Source organism: Halobacteria archaeon AArc-dxtr1 (genome assembly GCA_025517425.1).
Classification (GTDB): domain Archaea; phylum Halobacteriota; class Halobacteria; order Halobacteriales; family Natrialbaceae; genus Halostagnicola.
On the sequence record JAOPJY010000001.1, the window covers coordinates 1,438,521 to 1,454,377 of the forward strand.

Below are 15,857 nucleotides of genomic sequence, written 5' to 3' on the forward strand. Positions count from 1 at the left end.
AACGGGGTCGCAGACCTTAACAGTCGTCAGCGCTAGTGTCCGCCAATGAGCGACCGAGACGAAGACCGCGACCACCAGTTCTCACACGGGAGCGGCTTCGACGATCCCTACGAGGAGTTCGATCTCGATCCACCGGAGTTGGGCGTCGACCCGGGGAAGGTCGACCCCGTCGACTCGCGAGTCGTCTCCGACACGCTCGACGAGCGCCAGATCGCGGCCGACGACGTCGACGCCGACGAACTACTCGACGTCGGCTTAAATTACATGGCGATCAACCGCTACGAGCAGGCTACGGATGCCTTCGAGCGGGCCGCCAACTTCGCCGACGACGACGGGCTCGCCCAGGAAGCCTGGGTGAACAAAGGCGTCGCCCACGCCGAACTCGAGGAGTACGACGCCGCCATCGGCGCCCACGAGGAGGCGCTGCGGATCGACCGTGAGGCACGTGCCGGAGATGGCGAGCACGAAGGTGAGATGCGAGCCGCGAGCGAACACGCCGCCTCGGCGCACACGAACCTCGCCTACGCCCTCTGGGAGTTCGGCGAGACTGCCCAGGCACTCGAACACGCCGAGCGCGCCGTCGAGATCGACGACCGGTTCGCCCAGGGCTGGTACAACCGGGCCTTTTTCCTCGCCGAGCGCGGTCTCGCGGAGGACGCCTTGCACTGTATCGACAACGCGATCCGGCTGGGGCTTCGCAACGCACAGGTCCTAGAGGAGAAAGCCCGCATTCTGGAGGAGCTCGGCGAGTACGACGAGGCCGAAGAGATTGCCGACGAGGCAAACGATCTCCGCGAGCGTGCAGAGGAGCGTCTCGTCGAGGAGCGCCGGCAGATGCGGGAGTAACTGTGGGCGAACCGGACACTGCCGGCAGCGAGGACGAGGCAGGCGAGGACGAGGCGGTCACAGACGCGTTGCTCGTCACCGAGCGCCAGACGCCAGAGGGATTGCTCGTCACGGTCTGTGACGGAGACGTGTTAGGGGAGACGTTCGCCGAGGGTGAGTTCAGCTTGACGGTGACCGAGGAGTTCTACGGCGAGGGCGCCGAGGCGGTCGACGAGGCAGGTGTCGTCGACAGCTTACAGCGGGCGTCCGTCGCGAACATCGTCGGTGCGCGGTCAGTCGACATCGCCGTTGAGGCCGAACTCGTCGACGAGGCGAACGTCTTAGAGATCGGCGAGACGCGACACGCCCAGCTGTTGTGGCTCTGAGTGCGCCATAGACGGAACCGAGAGAATCAGAGATCCGTTTTCTGGAACCGGTAGTAGCCGATCGCGACCGGAACGGCGATCCACAGCAGTAGTGGGACGATGCCGAACCACTCCTGGAGATAGAAGGGTGCGTCGCCGGCGTACCGCTCGGCGGAAGTCATCCCGGTCGCCTCGAAGTCCTCAAGCCCGTACTGGAAGAGGAACGGATAGGCCTCGCCTTCGAGCGCCTCAGTCGCGAGATTCGCGTAGACGACCATCGGGTTGAGCTGATCGAGAAAGAGGTACCAGGTTTCGGCCTCGACGGGCGGCGTCTCGTCGTAGAGCAGGTAGTACGGACCGGCCGTCAGCAGCTCCCAGAGGCCGACGAAGACGAGGTAGATGCCGACTGCCGCGGCCATCGACCGCCCCCGCGAGGAGACAGAGGCGGAGACGCCGACGGCCATCCCGACGAACGTCAGCCCGAACAGGAGCGTGATCGCGGCGAAGACGAGCCAGTCGACGATCGGGGCACCGCCGAAGAAGACGAGCCCCAACACGAGCGCGAGGACGAACGCGACACCGATGGCGACGGCGACGACGGCCGTCCGCCCGAGGAGTTTCCCGAAGACGACGTCGGTCCGATTCGGGGGCAGCCCGAGTAAGATTTTGATGCTACCCGAACGGCGCTCGCCGACGACGGCCATGTAGCCGACGACCAGCGCTGCGATCGGGAGAATGGTCTGGAGGGGGAACGAGATGAAACCAAGCACCTCGGCAGCGGTCGCGTCGGGGTCGCTGACCCAGATCGCGACGTAGCCGATCGCGACGATCGCACCAAGGAGGGCGATCATCCCCCAGAGGAGCTTCGACCGGGCGGCGTCGGCAAAGTCCTTTCGCGCGACAGCGTCGATGTGTCCGGTCATCGGTCGGCCCCCGCGGAGGCTGAGCCGGCAGCGTCGGCCGAGAGTTCGGCGGTCGTCGTGTCGACCGGGGTCGACGTGGTTCCCTCGGTGCTCGGCGGCTCACCGTTTGTCAGGGCAGTAAACAGCGATTCGAGCGAGACTTCGTCGATCCGCACGTCAGTTATCGTCGCGCCCGCGTCGGACAGTACAGTGATCGCGCGAGCCTTCGCGGCGGGTTCGGTAACCGAACACTCGAGGGTGGTGCCGGCCGCGATCGGGTCGATGACACCACCAACCTCGGCGAGAACCGGCTGCATCGGCTCGGCGGAGTCAGCGAGTGAGAGCGTCATCGTCGCGTCGCCACCCAGCGACTCACGAAGCCCTGCGATCGTGTCGACGGCGACGAGTTCGCCCTCGCTGAGCACGCCGACGCGGTCACAGACCGCCTCGACGTGCTCTAAGATGTGACTCGAGAAGAACACGGTCGTCCCCCGATCGGCCTCGTCACGGACGAGTTCTTGCATCTCGCGGATGCCGTGGGGGTCGAGTCCCGAAGAGGGTTCGTCCATGATGAGCAGGTCCGGATCGCCGACGAGGGCGATCCCCATCGCCAGGCGCTGGCGCATACCCGTCGAGTAGTCCCCAGCCGGTCGGTCACGGGCGTCAGGGTCGAGACCGACGCGGTCTAAGACCTCGTCGGGGTCGTCGTCTGTCTCTTTCGTCTCGATTGCGAAGGCGACGTGCCGGCGACCGGAGAGTCGCGGGTAGACGTCGAATCCCTCGGGCAGAATGCCGACCCGTTGGCTGATCTCGTCGGCACCATCCTGGGCGTCGTAGCCGAGCACGGTCGCCGAGCCGGCCGTCGGGCGGACGAAGTCGAGCAGCATGTTGATCGTCGTCGACTTGCCGGCGCCGTTCGGGCCCAAAAATCCGAACACTTCGCCCTCCTCGACTGCGAGGTCGAGTCCCTCGAGGGCGGTCAGTTCGCCGTACTCCTTTCGCAATCCGGACGTTCGTATGGCGGCCATCGGGCTGTGCTACGGAAGAGGGGTATATAATAGCGGGAGGGCGGTTTCCCGGTTGGAAGCCAGGCTATCGGGGCGAGAAGGGGCACAGCACTTGGGGCGACGAACACAGTGAGAAGCGCCACGGACGGCCGGTTGAGACGAAGTGTTTATACTTGCGACCGAGTATCACAGATACCATGGGAGCCACCAGTTCGAGTCCACTGGATCGCTTGAAGCAACCGGAGTACACCGGCGAAAATCGGTGCATTCCGTGTACAACGGTCAACGTCGCTATCGCAGTCGTCCTGGCAGGGATAGTGGCACTCCTCACGCCGATTGTTGCAAACACCGTCGTCGGGCTCTCGCTGGCCGGTGGCGTCCTCGTTCTCTCGCTTGCGGCGATCTACTTCCGAGGCTATCTGGTGCCGGGAACCCCCACACTGACGAAGCGATACTTCCCTGACTGGCTGCTCGCGAAGTTCGACAAGCTCGACGAACCCGAGGAGTTCGGCGAGCCGGTCGAGAAGATGCAAGCGGCCCCAGAGGGCGAGTCGCCAGACGAGATCGAGCCGGAGAGCTGGCTGCTCGAACAGGAGGTACTCGTCCCCTGTGCTGACGTCGACGACCTCTGTTTCCCCGAGGACGTCCGCACCGACCTCTACGCGGCGGTCGAGCAACTGCGAGACAGCGACCAGCAGGAGGCTGTCGCCACGTTTCTGGAACTCGAGCCAGAAGAGATTCGATTCAAAGACAGCAGTCGCATCATCGTCTACGCCGGCGACCGGATCGTCGCCCGATGGCGTTCCGAGGGGCCGATGTTGATCGACCTCGCGGCAGCCGAGACGCTCGGGGAACGGGTCGACGACTGGAGCAGCCTCACGCTCAGACAGCGAAGCAAGATCGCCAGCGCCCTCCGGCCGTTCGTCGACGAGTGTCCGCTGTGTGCCGAACCGGTCGGCATCGAAGAGGAGACGATAAGTAGCTGCTGTCGCGCGAAAAAGCGCTACGACGTCGCCTGTGAGGGCTGTGGCGAAACGCTGTTGCAGATCAGTCGCAACATCCACAGCATCTGAGACCCCCACGAGAGTAGGGGGGCAGTTCGCCACGGACACAGTCACAGATCGTCTGCAAAACGGGCGGATACGGGGGAGACCGAAGGAGTGTTTTGTCTTCGGATCCAGTACTGAATCAATGAGTCATCACGACGTCGGCGCGCTCGATCCCGAGCCACTGCGGGCCGACTTTCCGATCTTAGAACGGGAGTTCGACGGCCAGCAGGTCGTCTACCTCGACAACGCGGCGACGACACAGACGCCGGACCAGGTCGTCGACGCGATGAGTGACTACTACCGCGAGTCGAACGCGAACGTCCACCGCGGGATTCACCACCTGAGCCAGGAGGCCTCCGAAGCCTACGAGGTAGCCCACGATCGCGTCGTCGAGTTCATCGGCGCCGACGGCCGCGAGGAGATCGTCTTCACGAAGAACACGACCGAGGCAGAGAATCTGGTCGCCTACTCGTGGGGGCTGAACGAACTCGGCCCCGGCGACGAGGTCGTCATGACCGAGATGGAACACCACGCCTCGCTCGTCACCTGGCAGCAGGTCGCCGAACGCACGGGCGCGGACGTCAACTACATCCGCGTCGACGAGACGGGCCGGCTCGATATGGACCACGCCCGCGAGCTGATTACCGACGACACGGCGGTGCTCTCGGCGGTCCACGTCTCGAACACACTCGGAACCGTCAACCCCGTCTCCGAGCTGGTCGACATCGCCCACGACCACGACGCCATCGCCATGATCGACGGCGCACAAGCAGTGCCAAACCAGCCGGTCGACGTCGCCGAGATCGGCGCCGACTTCTACGCCTTCTCGGGCCACAAGATGGCCGGTCCCACCGGTATCGGTGTCCTCTACGGCAAGCGAGAGCTGTTCGAGTCGATGGAGCCCTACCTCTACGGCGGCGGCATGATTCGGAAGGTCACCTTCGAGGAGTCGACCTGGGCCGACCTCCCCTGGAAGTTCGAACCCGGCACGCCGCCGATCGCCGAAGCCGTCGGTCTTCACGCCGCGATCGACTACCTGGAGGAGATCGGGATGGAACGCATTCGAGACCACGAACAGGCGCTGACCCGCTACGCCTACGAGCGCTTAGACGAGCACGACGACGTCGAGATCTACGGCCCCGAACCCGGCCCCGACCGGGGTGGACTGGTAAGCTTCAACCTGGAGGGGGTCCACGCCCACGACCTCACCTCGATCTGTAACGACCACGTCGTCGCCATCCGGGCCGGCGATCACTGTACGCAGCCGCTACACGATGCGCTCGGGGTTGCGGCTTCGGCCCGAGCGTCGTTTTACCTGTACAACACGCGTGAGGAGGTCGACAAACTGATTGGGGCGGTTGAAGACGCGCGGGAGCTGTTCGCCTAAGGCAGGTAGCGTTAGCCGGAGTACTCGACGACGTGGATGCCGGAGTACATGCCCATGATCGCGAGTCGGCCGTCCGGGAGGACGTCCATGTCGTAGGCGCCGCCGATGTCGTTGTCCGGCAGGAACTCGTCGATCTCGAGGCTGCCGTCCTCGTTGAACGTCAGATACCGGATCACGTCGGCGTTGGAGGGGTTCATGAAGAACTGTTTACCCTCGAAGTACGGGTCGAGCGCACCCTCGCCGAACTCCTCCGAGTAGCGGTACGCGACACCCGCGTCGGCCGAGCCGCCAGCGTCAAGTTCGGGCCAGGTAACCTCGCCGGGACGGGGCATGTCCATCCAGGCGGGGGCGTCCTCGTAGCCGTCGAAGCCCTGGGGATGCCAGATGAGGCCAGGCGTAACGTTCGGGATGTTCTCGATACCGGTGTTGTTCGGCGAGCGGTTGCGCAGGTTGTCGTGCCAGAATGGCTGGCCGGGCTGGTCGTTCTCGAAGTCCCAGTCGCGGTAGGGGTAGTAGCCACGGAAGTACGGGAAGCCGGCGTTACCTGGCTCACAGAACAGGTGGTAGTCGGCCTGGCCCTGCATACCGAGGTTGAAGTCGACCGAGCCCGCGTCGTTCCCGTAGTTACCCGTAAAGAGGTAGCCGGTGTGGGAGTCGATGCTAACCGCGAACGGGTTGCGAAGCCCCATCGCATAGATTTCGGGGAGGAACTCGTCGTCCGAGTAGTCCTCGCCGGTTTCTTCCTCCCAGTGGTCTTTGAGGTTGCCCTCGGGAACCTCGTACATCTCGCCGTCCTCACCGTCCTCGGTCGGGGTGATGCGTAAGACACTCCCGCGGAGGTCGGCCGTGTTGCCGGAGGTACGCTGGGCGTCGGAAACCGCCGCCGGTCGGCCGTGGACGTCGCCGTCTCGCTCGTCGGTCATCGACCAGTTGACCTCGCCGTCGGGGTTGCCGACGTTGTTCGAGTCGTCGCCGGTCGTGATCCAGAGATCACCCTCCGGGCCGAACTCGAGGTAGCCGCCGATGTGACAGCAGGTGTTGAGCTGGAGCGGAATCTCGATGACCACCTCCTCGGAGTCGGGATCTAAGCCGTCACCGTCCATCTCGAAGCGAGAAACCCGCTGGAGCATGGTCACGATGTCCTCGTTGTATGGGTTGTCCCACATGTCCATCTCCTCGCTGGAGGGATGGTAGTAGACGTAGACGTGGCCAGTCTCCTCGAAGTTCGGGCAGATCGCCACGCTCTGTCCGCCCAGTTCGCGGGCGAGGCTAGTGTCGCCGCCGTCGGCGACTTCTTCGGCCCCGACGATGACGTCGAGTTCAAGCGCGAGCGTGTGCTCTTCAGTGTCGGGATCGACGTAGACGACCTGGCAGTCGTCGTCGCCGTGGGCGACGAAGCCGGCACCGCGCCCGATGTACCAGATGCGACCCTCGGGGTCGACGTCGATGGCCATCAGCTCGCCGTCAGCTTCCTCGCCCAGGTCGTGGACGTCGTAGTTGTCCCAGTCGGTCGCGGCGTCGGGATCGGCCTCCGCCTCGATCTCGCGGTTCCAGGAGAGGAACTCCTCGTCGGGCTCGCCCTCGATCGTCAGGCTTCCCGTATCTGCGTCGTCCTCAGAGTGGACGCCGTGGCTGTATTCGCCGGGCTCGAGGTCGTCGGTCTCGATGGCCTCGAACGAGACCGTCTCGTCGGCGCCCGCCTCGAGCGTCAGCTCCGTCGCGTCGAGCGTCTCGTCGCCGACGCGAAGTTCCACGTCCTGAGTCCCCTCCTCGTCGCCGGTGTTCTCGACGGTCGCGCTGACGTCGATAGGCTCGCCCGCATCGATCGTCGCCACCGCCGGCTCCAGGTCGGCGACTTCGAAGAACGCCTCGTCTTCCTCGGGATCGTCGTCGACTCCGGGGATGTCGCTGAGACAGCCGGCGAGGCCGATCGCGCTCGCCGCTCCCGTACCCTGGAGAAGCCGTGTTCTCGCGTCTGACTCCGTCGACTGTACATCGTCCGTATCGGAATTGGACATGGGAAATGCCACCACACTGGGAGTGATGTCGCTTGTGTCATATCTGCGCCCCCGCAAAACGGCGGAACATTCATTTACCGATGAGACTCAGCGCTCGGTGACGGTGTTGGTGGGCGACTCGTTCGGTGAGCCGGTACCCGCGGAAAAACGGTGATAACGCAACCATAGTGATGGGAACTGCGGGCGCTCCCCGGTCGGTTGCCCTCGCTAGTCGTCGAATCCGTCCTCGAAGACGAACGTTCCGTCGCGTTGGACCACCTCACCATCGACCGCGATGAGCGAGTCGTCGCTCATGTCGACGATCATATCGACGTGGACCGCCGAATCGTTCTGCTCGTTGCCCTCGCCGACGGTGTCGTCGTAGGCGCGGCCAACCGCCATATGGACCGTGTCGCCCATCTTTTCGTCGAAGAGCATGTTGTAGGTGAACTGGTCGATATCGCGGTTCATGCCGATACCGAGTTCACCCAGCCGGCGGGCGCCGTCGTCGGTGTTCAACACTTCGGTCAGCACGTCCTCGTTTTTCGCCGCCGAATGCGAGACGACCTCGCCGTCCTCGAATTCGAGAGCGACGTTCGTGATCTCTCGGCCCTGGTGGTACAGCGGCATGTCGAACAGCACCTCGCCGTCGACGCTGTCGGGGACGGGTGCAGTGAAGACCTCGCCGCCGGGAAGGTTGTGCGCGCCGTGGTCGTTGATCGTCGGGTTGCCGGCGACGGACATCGTCACATCGGTAGTCTCGCCGCTTACGATGCGGACCTCGTCGGCCGGATCGAGGATCTCGACCATGTGTTCCTGGTGCTCGCGCTGGGCCTCCCAGTCTTTGTTGACGGCGTCCCAGACGAAGTTCTCGTAGCCCTCGGTGCTCATCTCGGCGAGCTGGGCGTTTGCCGGCGCAGGGAACTGGGTGAGACACCACCGCGTCCCGAGGCGCTTCTCTAGGATGGGGCGGTGGGCCTGCTGGTAGGCCGCCTGAGTCTGGGGGTCGACGTCGGCGGTCTCGGTGACGTTGGCGCCCGCACGGATGGCGATGTAGACGTCGGTGTTCTCGATAAGTGCGAGTTCGTGCTCGGGCGTCTCGAAGTCAGGATCGGCCGCCCGGAGATACGCTCGCCGGCGTCGCTTTCCGGTGCGCTGGGTCGTCGAGAGCGGGTTCGCGCCAACGTCGCCGATCACCTCGTGGAGGGCGACGACCAGATCGGAGGCGACGGGGTGGGCGTCGATGATGACGTTGTCGCCTTCCTGTAACTCGACAGAGTGGTTCGCGATGATCTGGGCGTGTTCGCGAATGCGTGGATCCATACCGGTTACTCGCAGCGACGGTCAAAAACGGTTTGCGGTCGGCGCAACTGATCAGCGCATCCCGTCGCGGAACTCGAGGATCGTCCGGCGGACGAGCAGGTACGAGAAGAAGATCAGCGAGAGCAAGATCAGGACGATCACGATGATGACCGGATCGTCGGGGATGAAACCGAGCATACCACGGGGTACAGTGTGCCCTCGCAAAATCGTTTCGGACCGCTGCGAGAGGTGGACAACGGGCAAGACCGACGCGACGGGTCCAAGGCGCACTGACCTGCGAACGCGATCACGTCGGTGCGTCTCTGTCTGGGTGAAACACTGATTTTACCTTACGCTGCGTATTTTTGTATCCGGTTCGTACTGTGAACTGTCCCGGATCCCTGACTGAAAGCCGGCTGGGACCGGGATGCCTGTCCGCGTTCGGACTCGTCGGCTCGTCCGACACCCCCATCCGAACGTCCGCTGGTCACGCTGCCCGCTCGGCCCTCCGCCGACGACGCACTTCGAGTGTCCGATTCCGTGCAGTTCGTTCGTCCGAGTGACAATCAGCTGCCCGAGTGACGACGTTCTCAGTGTTCACCGTCGATAGGGACGGACTCGACGACGGCACCCTCGAGATCCAGCAACCGGACTTCGACGCGGTCGTCCACTCGTTCGAGTGCCGCAAACCCCGGCCGATTCCCCCGCGGCTGGGCGTGGCTCCCGGGGTTCAACAGGAGCGTGTCGTCGGTCTCGACGAGTGCGGGACGGTGGGTGTGTCCCGAGACGACGACGTCGGCGTCGTTTGCCCGGCCGAACAGCGAGAGGGCAGTCTGGCCACCGTCACGGCGGTGGGTGACAGCGAGGCGAACGCCGTCGTGGTCGAGGACGCGTTCGGTCGGCAGTCGATCGCGGACTGCCAGTCCGTCTGCGTTTCCGTGGACGGCGTACAGCCGCGAGGGGAGCGCCTGAAACGCCTCGAGAGCGGCCACACTCGTAAAATCCCCCGCATGGACGACCGCGTCAGCCTCGCGAGCGATGTGCGAAGCGGCGTCCGTCAGTTCGTGACCTCGGTCACTGTGCGTATCCGAAAAGATCGCGAGCATGGCTACCGGTATGGAGCGAACAGAGTCATGCGTTTCGCACGCCGGAAGCACAGTGGGGGAGACGGGACGGCTGCTGTCGCCAATGCAGCTCGCAGCTCCAAGGATGGAGAGCGCCTGCGGACGGCCCCTGAAGGCTTTTATCGTCGGAGGAACCACTCCACAGCGTGGCCGAGACTACCGGGTACATGCGGTACTTCCCGTACGAGGCGCCCTACGAGAACCAGCGCGAGGCGATGGACCGGATCCACAACGCGCTCTCGCGGGGCCAGGACGTCCTCTTCGAAGGTGCTTGCGGGACCGGAAAGACCCTCTCCTCGCTCGTCCCGGCCCTGGAGGTCGCCCGCGAGGAGGACAAGACGGTCGTGATCACGACCAACGTCCACCAGCAGATGCGCCAGTTCGTCGCCGAAGCGCGGGCGATCGCCCGCGAGGAGCCGATTCGGGCGATCGTCTTCAAGGGCAAATCCTCGATGTGTCACATCGACGTGGGCTACGAGGAGTGCCAGGCGCTGCGGGACAACACCCGGGCACTCGTCGACGCCGAGCGCGATCGCGACCAGTTAGAACGGCGCCAGCGCGAGCTCTTATCTGAGAGTCAGGCGGGAGACGGCTCGGCGGCGGACGCCCGAAGCGCCGTCATGGACGAGCTCGAATCGATCGAAGACCGACTCGAGGATCTCGAGGATGGCAACGTCTGTGACTACTACCGGAACAACCTCACCGAAGACACGGACGACTTCTTCGCGTGGCTGTACGACGACGTGCGCACCCCCGAGGAGATCTACGAGTACGCCGAGCGGGAGGGGTTCTGTGGCTACGAACTCCTGAAGGAGGGAATCGAGGGCGTCGATCTGGTCGTCTGTAACTACCACCACCTGCTGGATTCGACCATCCGCGAGCAGTTCTTCCGCTGGCTCGGGCGCGACCCCGAGGACGTCATCGCCGTCTTCGACGAGGCCCACAACGTCGAGGACGCGGCTCGCGACCACGCCAGTCGCGCCTGTTCGGAACGGACGTTCGACTCCGCGCTGGACGAACTCGCCGAGGCGGACGATCCGCGGTCCGAGACGGCCGCGAACGTCCTCTCGGCGTTTCATCGCGCGCTCGTCGACACGTACGAGGAGTCGTTCGGCTTCGGCGACCGCGAACGAATCGACGAGAGCTGGGAGGACGTCTCAATCGCCAACGAGGACCGGCGCGACGACCTTACACTCGCGTTTCTCCAGCGCTACTCGGGCCAGGGAATCGACGCCGACCTGGAGGCTGCGATGAAACTCGGCCAGGAACTAGACGAGGAGTACGAGGAGGCCTACCGCGAGGGCGAGTCGGCGACCCGAACCGAGTGCCAGACCCTCCACGCCGCGGCGTTCGTCAGCGCCTGGATGAACGAAGGGACCAAAGAGGGACTGTACCCCGTCGTCTCGGTGACCCGCGACGCCGGCACGGACGAGATCTACGGTCGGGCCGAACTGTACACCTGTCTGCCGCGGCAGGTGACCGGCCAGCTGTTTGAGGAGGTCTCGGCGACCGTGCTCATGAGCGCGACGCTCCAGCCGTTCGACGTCACGGGAGACGTTCTGGGACTCGACGACCCCGTCACGATGGCCTACGGGCTCCAGTTTCCCCCCGAGCGCCGGCGAACCTACGCGGTGGAGACGCCCGCGCTGTTCGCCTCGGATCGGGACGATCCGGCCGTCCAGAACGCGGTCACGGAGGCGCTTGCCGACGCCGTCCGGATGACGCCCGGCAACACGCTGGCCTTTTTCCCCAACTACGGCGAGGCCGCCCGCTACGGCGAGCAGCTAGAGGGACGCTGTGAGAAGCCAGTCTATCTCGACGAGCCGGGCGTGGGCGCCGAGGAGCTCCGCCAGGAGTTCGTCGCTACCGAGGGTGCCGTGCTCTGTACCTCGCTGTGGGGAACGCTCGCCGAAGGAGTGAGTTTCGACGGCGACGACGCCACCACAGTAGCGGTCGTCGGCGTCCCCTATCCACACCTCGATGATCGCGCGGAAGCGGTCCAGGAGGCCTACGACGCCGCCTTCGAGGGAACCGACACCGGCTGGCGGTACGCGGTCGAAATTCCGACCGTCAGAAAGACCCGCCAGGCGCTCGGTCGAGTGATTCGCTCGCCCGAAGACGTCGGCGTTCGGGCGCTGCTCGACCGGCGGTATTCGGACCGAGAACGGAGCGATCTGGGGAAGTACAGCGTCAACAGCACGTTCCCACACGAGGAACGCCAGGAGCTACTGGATCTCGACCCGGAGAAGCTCAAGTTCGCCATGCGAAACTTCTACGCCGATCTCGACGCCTACGAAGGGGAGCCGCCGGCGCCGTGAGCCGGCTGTTTGCGGCGTATCGGACGAGGCGACAACTCGCCGCTCACGCCGGCAGCGAGATCCGGTTGACCGGCAGCCGGTAAGTCCCGTCCCAGAACTCGAGTTCCGTCACCGTCCAGGTGATCGGCTCGATCTCGCGTTCGGCGAGCCGACGCGCCGCCTCGCGGTCGCCGCCTCGGGCGAGGGTAACGTGGGGGACGTAGTCGTCTCCCTCGAGCCCTTCGACCGCCCCAAAGCTCTCGATCAGGTCGGCGTGGATCGATTCGAGCCCCGGGCTCTCGACGGCGAAGTAGACGACCGGTGCGGCCCCGAGGGGTGGGTCTTCGAAGTACTCGATACTCGTGATTCGGGCCTCGACGGCGGGGGCGCCCTCGAGCGCCCGTCGCGTTCGGTGCTGGAGATGAGAGACCTGCTCGGCGTCGCCGAGACGTTTGAGCAGGCAGGAGTGTTCGTCGCGGACGGTATCGAAGCCGACGAGCGACGGGTACAGCTCGGCGGCGAGCTGGCGAACGCGGCCAGGAACGGGGACGTTGACGCTGTACACGGTACTTGACGTTAGAAGGAGCCGCTGATGAGTCTGGCGTTCCGGTGCGTCCCAGCGTGTCCGGTACTAGTCTGGAACTGTAGCGATTCAGAGCCGGTCGAACAGCCAGAGGACGACGATCAGCGCGAGAACCAACAACACCAGCGGCGTGAGAAGCCGGGCGATCCAACCGACGACGATGCCGACGATCTGGAGGACGAGTAGCACCGCGACGAGCGCGAGGACGATCTTCAGCAAGGTTTCGACCTCGATAGTTGCTCTGTCCATACAGTCTCGTTGGGAGGACAATCGTATAAACGCTCCGTCGTACCGAATCGGCCGTTAGCGGCAGTTTCGAGGATAGATGGTGTCGGAACACATATTTAGCCGGCCACGTCATCATTGTACGATGGACGTGTGGGGGCTTCGGGCCCTGCTGTGTGTGGTTGTGGTGACTGGGTGTGTGGTCGCGGTGGGTCCGGTGGCTGTCGCGGCCGAGCCAGCCTCAGGTGTGACCGAATCGGCAGTCACTACGGAGACTCTACAGGAAGACGAGCCGTCGAGCGCTACGGTACAAGAAGACGTCTCCGCTGAAACGACGCTCGAAAACGCCGACGAGATTTCCGTCCGTATCGACATCACGGAGAACGGATCGGCCACGCTCAGAGTCGATTATCGGTACGAACTAGAAGGAAACGCGAGCGTCGACTGGGAAGCGATCGAGGACGACGTCGACGCGAACCCAGACGAGTACATCTCGGCGGAATCGGAGGGGTGGCAGGCAACCATCGAGCAGGCCGAGAACGAGACGGATCGGGAGATGGACCTCTCGAATGGGAACGTCACAACCGATCGAAGCCACTCGCCGGTCGAGCTTGGACACCTCCGATTCCAGTTCGACTGGTCTTCGTTCGCCTCGGTCGAACTGAACCGGATCGAGGCCGGCGACGCGCTTACAGGGTTCACGCTCGTCGATCGCGCACAGCTAACCCTGTCGTGGCCTGACGGGTACGAGGCCACAGCAATCGAACCTGGACCGACGACACAGGAGGAAACCTCAGTGACGTGGAACGGCGAGCAGTCGCCAGTCGGCGAAGACGGACATCCACAGGTGGAGTTAATTGAGAGCGGCTCGTCATCAGCTGATCCTGAAAACGAACCGATCGGCGGTGAACTGATCTGGTGGAGCGTCGTGGTCGTCCTCGGCGGGGTGGGGATTGCCGTCTTCCTCGTGGCCAGACGATCGGACTGGCAACCCGGCGAATCGAACTCGAAGCCGACAGAGGCAGGGCCGGCGACGGGACCAGAGCCCAAGACCACACAGACGCCACCACCGGAGCTGTTGAGCAACGAAGAGCGCGTCCTCCAGTTGCTCGAACAACACGGTGGGCGCCTCAAACAACAGCAGGTAGTTACCGAACTCGAGTGGACCGAGGCCAAGACCAGCCAGGTCGTCAGTGGCCTTCGAACGGCAGACGAGATCGACGTGTTCAGAATCGGTCGCGAGAACGTGCTCGTCTTGCCCGAGGACGAGGACTGATCACGAAAGAGACAGCCCAGCCATCTCGGCCGACGACGGAAAACCGCGAAGAAGGGCGTTCGAGGCCATCGAGAAGGATTTAAGTGTCTCGGGTTCGGTCTATCGGCCAATGAGTCGATTCGTCGGTATCGGTCTCGCCACCGCCGAGACCGACCGGACGGTCCGACGGCGGGCTCGTTGAGCCCGATCTATCCTTCCCCCACTTCGACGTCGTCTTTCATCCCCAACCGCCCGGTGTTCCCGTCAGCGGACGTGCTGTGGATATTTTTCACAATTAAAACCAATGGACTTAAGCCCGCGCTACCGATTTTATCGAGTACGATATGTCACGCGTTGCACTCGCGTTCTCCGGCGGGCTCGACACGACGGTCTGTGTCCCGCTGTTAGAGGACGAGTACGGATACGACGACGTCATCGGCGTCACCGTCGACGTCGGACAGCCGGCCTCCGAGTTCGACGAGGCCGAAGCAACCGCCGAGGCGCTCGGCTTAGAACACTACGTCGTCGACGCGCGGGAGGAATTCGCGCAGCTCTGTCTCGAGAGCGTCCGCGCGAACGCGACCTACCAGGGCTACCCGCTCGGAACCGCTCTCGCTCGCCCGGTGATCGCCGAGGCGATTCTCGAGGTCGCCGAAGAGAACGGCTGCACCGGCATCGCCCACGGCTGTACGGGCAAAGGGAACGACCAGCTGCGATTCGAGGCCGTCTGGCGCGACTCCGACCTCGAGGTCATCGCCCCAGTCCGCGAACTCGGTCTGACCCGCGAGTGGGAACAGGAGTACGCCGCCGAGAAGGAACTGCCCGTCGAGGGCGGCAGCGGCGGCGACTGGTCGATCGACACGAACCTCTGGAGTCGCTCGGTCGAGGGCGACGACTTAGAGGACCCGAGCTACGTTCCTCCCGAGGATATCTACGACTGGACGCAGGCTCCCTCGGGCGAAACCGAAGAGATCGAGATTTCCTTCGAGGAGGGCTACCCCGTCGCCATCGACGGCGAAGAGTACGAGCCGATCGCGCTCATCGAACACCTGAACGAGCTCGCCGGCCAGTACGGTGTCGGCCGCACTGACTCCATGGAAGACCGCATGCTCGGGCTCAAGGTTCGTGAGAACTACGAGCACCCGGCCGCGACGACCCTCCTGAACGCCCACGAGGCATTAGAGGGGCTCGTCCTCACCCAGGAGGAACGCGAGTTCAAGCAACTCGTCGACCAGCGCTGGTCGAAGAAGGGCTACGAGGGACTCATCGACGCGCCGCTCGTCGGCGCGCTCGAGGGCTTCATCGCCGAGACCCAAAAGCGCGTCACCGGCACCGTCACGATTCGCTTCGAGGGCGGGCAGGCTCGCGCAGTCGGCCGCGACAGCCCCTACGCCGCGTACTCCGCCGAACACGCCTCCTTCGACACCGAGTCCGTCGGCAAGATCGCCCAGGAGGACGCCACCGGCGTCGCGAAGTACCACGGTTTCCAGCGTCGCCTCGCAAACGAGTCGATCGCGGCGCTCGAGGACGAGGAGTAAA

General features: G+C 64.3%; 15 protein-coding genes. 7 read left to right on the forward strand and 8 right to left on the reverse strand.

Annotation, left to right across the window (positions count from 1 at the left end; genetic code table 11):
• Positions 1–45: 45 nt before the first annotated feature.
• Both OB905_07435 and OB905_07440 read left to right on the forward strand, forming a co-directional pair.
• Positions 46–846 carry a tetratricopeptide repeat protein gene (locus tag OB905_07435; GenBank protein ID MCU4925814.1) on the forward strand — a complete coding sequence of 267 codons (801 nt, stop codon included), beginning with the start codon at positions 46–48 and terminating at the stop codon, positions 844–846.
• Positions 847–914: 68 nt separating this feature from the next.
• Positions 915–1,211 (forward strand): DUF424 domain-containing protein, encoded by a 297-nt coding sequence (locus OB905_07440; GenBank protein MCU4925815.1) that lies wholly within the window; start codon positions 915–917, stop codon positions 1,209–1,211.
• 26 nt (positions 1,212–1,237) lie between these two features.
• Here OB905_07440 and OB905_07445 read toward each other — a convergent pair whose 3' ends face one another.
• Both OB905_07445 and OB905_07450 read right to left on the reverse strand, forming a co-directional pair.
• Positions 1,238–2,113: an ABC transporter permease gene (locus OB905_07445; protein ID MCU4925816.1), complete on the reverse strand. Its 876-nt coding sequence runs from the start codon at positions 2,111–2,113 to the stop codon at positions 1,238–1,240.
• Entirely contained in the window at positions 2,110–3,120 is a 1,011-nt protein-coding gene (locus OB905_07450; protein MCU4925817.1) for an ABC transporter ATP-binding protein, read from the reverse strand. The genes OB905_07445 and OB905_07450 overlap by 4 nt, the downstream gene beginning before the upstream one ends.
• A gap of 296 nt (positions 3,121–3,416) precedes the next feature.
• Between OB905_07450 and OB905_07455 the strand changes: the two genes are divergently transcribed.
• Both OB905_07455 and OB905_07460 read left to right on the forward strand, forming a co-directional pair.
• The gene (locus OB905_07455) at positions 3,417–4,172 is read left to right on the forward strand and encodes a hypothetical protein (GenBank protein ID MCU4925818.1); all 756 of its coding nucleotides are present in this window, start codon (positions 3,417–3,419) and stop codon (positions 4,170–4,172) included.
• A gap of 118 nt (positions 4,173–4,290) precedes the next feature.
• Positions 4,291–5,535, forward strand: coding sequence for a cysteine desulfurase (locus OB905_07460; GenBank protein ID MCU4925819.1), 1,245 nt, complete (start codon positions 4,291–4,293; stop codon positions 5,533–5,535).
• A gap of 11 nt (positions 5,536–5,546) precedes the next feature.
• Here the strand turns inward: OB905_07460 and OB905_07465 are convergent, their stop codons facing one another.
• The 4 genes from OB905_07465 to OB905_07480 all read right to left on the reverse strand — a co-directional run bounded on the left by OB905_07465 (position 5,547) and on the right by OB905_07480 (position 9,940).
• Positions 5,547–7,553 carry a PQQ-dependent sugar dehydrogenase gene (locus OB905_07465; protein ID MCU4925820.1) on the reverse strand — a complete coding sequence of 669 codons (2,007 nt, stop codon included), beginning with the start codon at positions 7,551–7,553 and terminating at the stop codon, positions 5,547–5,549.
• A gap of 207 nt (positions 7,554–7,760) precedes the next feature.
• On the reverse strand, positions 7,761–8,855 hold the full coding sequence (locus OB905_07470) for an aminopeptidase (protein ID MCU4925821.1): 1,095 nt from the start codon (positions 8,853–8,855) through the stop codon (positions 7,761–7,763).
• Between the two features lie 51 nt (positions 8,856–8,906).
• Positions 8,907–9,032 carry a hypothetical protein gene (locus OB905_07475; GenBank protein MCU4925822.1) on the reverse strand — a complete coding sequence of 42 codons (126 nt, stop codon included), beginning with the start codon at positions 9,030–9,032 and terminating at the stop codon, positions 8,907–8,909.
• Positions 9,033–9,424: 392 nt separating this feature from the next.
• Complete coding sequence (locus OB905_07480; GenBank protein MCU4925823.1) at positions 9,425–9,940, reverse strand: metallophosphoesterase; 516 nt, start codon at positions 9,938–9,940, stop codon at positions 9,425–9,427.
• A 185-nt stretch (positions 9,941–10,125) separates the two neighbouring features.
• On the opposite strand from OB905_07480, the gene OB905_07485 reads away from it, so the two are divergent.
• The gene (locus tag OB905_07485; protein MCU4925824.1) at positions 10,126–12,276 is read left to right on the forward strand and encodes an ATP-dependent DNA helicase; all 2,151 of its coding nucleotides are present in this window, start codon (positions 10,126–10,128) and stop codon (positions 12,274–12,276) included.
• 43 nt (positions 12,277–12,319) lie between these two features.
• On the opposite strand, the gene OB905_07490 is transcribed toward OB905_07485, so the two are convergent.
• Positions 12,320–12,820: a 2'-5' RNA ligase family protein gene (locus OB905_07490; GenBank protein ID MCU4925825.1), complete on the reverse strand. Its 501-nt coding sequence runs from the start codon at positions 12,818–12,820 to the stop codon at positions 12,320–12,322.
• 87 nt (positions 12,821–12,907) lie between these two features.
• Complete coding sequence (locus OB905_07495; GenBank protein ID MCU4925826.1) at positions 12,908–13,087, reverse strand: hypothetical protein; 180 nt, start codon at positions 13,085–13,087, stop codon at positions 12,908–12,910.
• Between the two features lie 121 nt (positions 13,088–13,208).
• Between OB905_07495 and OB905_07500 the strand changes: the two genes are divergently transcribed.
• Both OB905_07500 and OB905_07505 read left to right on the forward strand, forming a co-directional pair.
• Positions 13,209–14,339, forward strand: a complete 1,131-nt coding sequence (locus tag OB905_07500) for a DUF4897 domain-containing protein (GenBank protein MCU4925827.1) — start codon at positions 13,209–13,211, stop codon at positions 14,337–14,339.
• Positions 14,340–14,662: 323 nt separating this feature from the next.
• Positions 14,663–15,856, forward strand: a complete 1,194-nt coding sequence (locus OB905_07505; protein ID MCU4925828.1) for an argininosuccinate synthase — start codon at positions 14,663–14,665, stop codon at positions 15,854–15,856.
• Position 15,857: the final 1 nt, after the last annotated feature.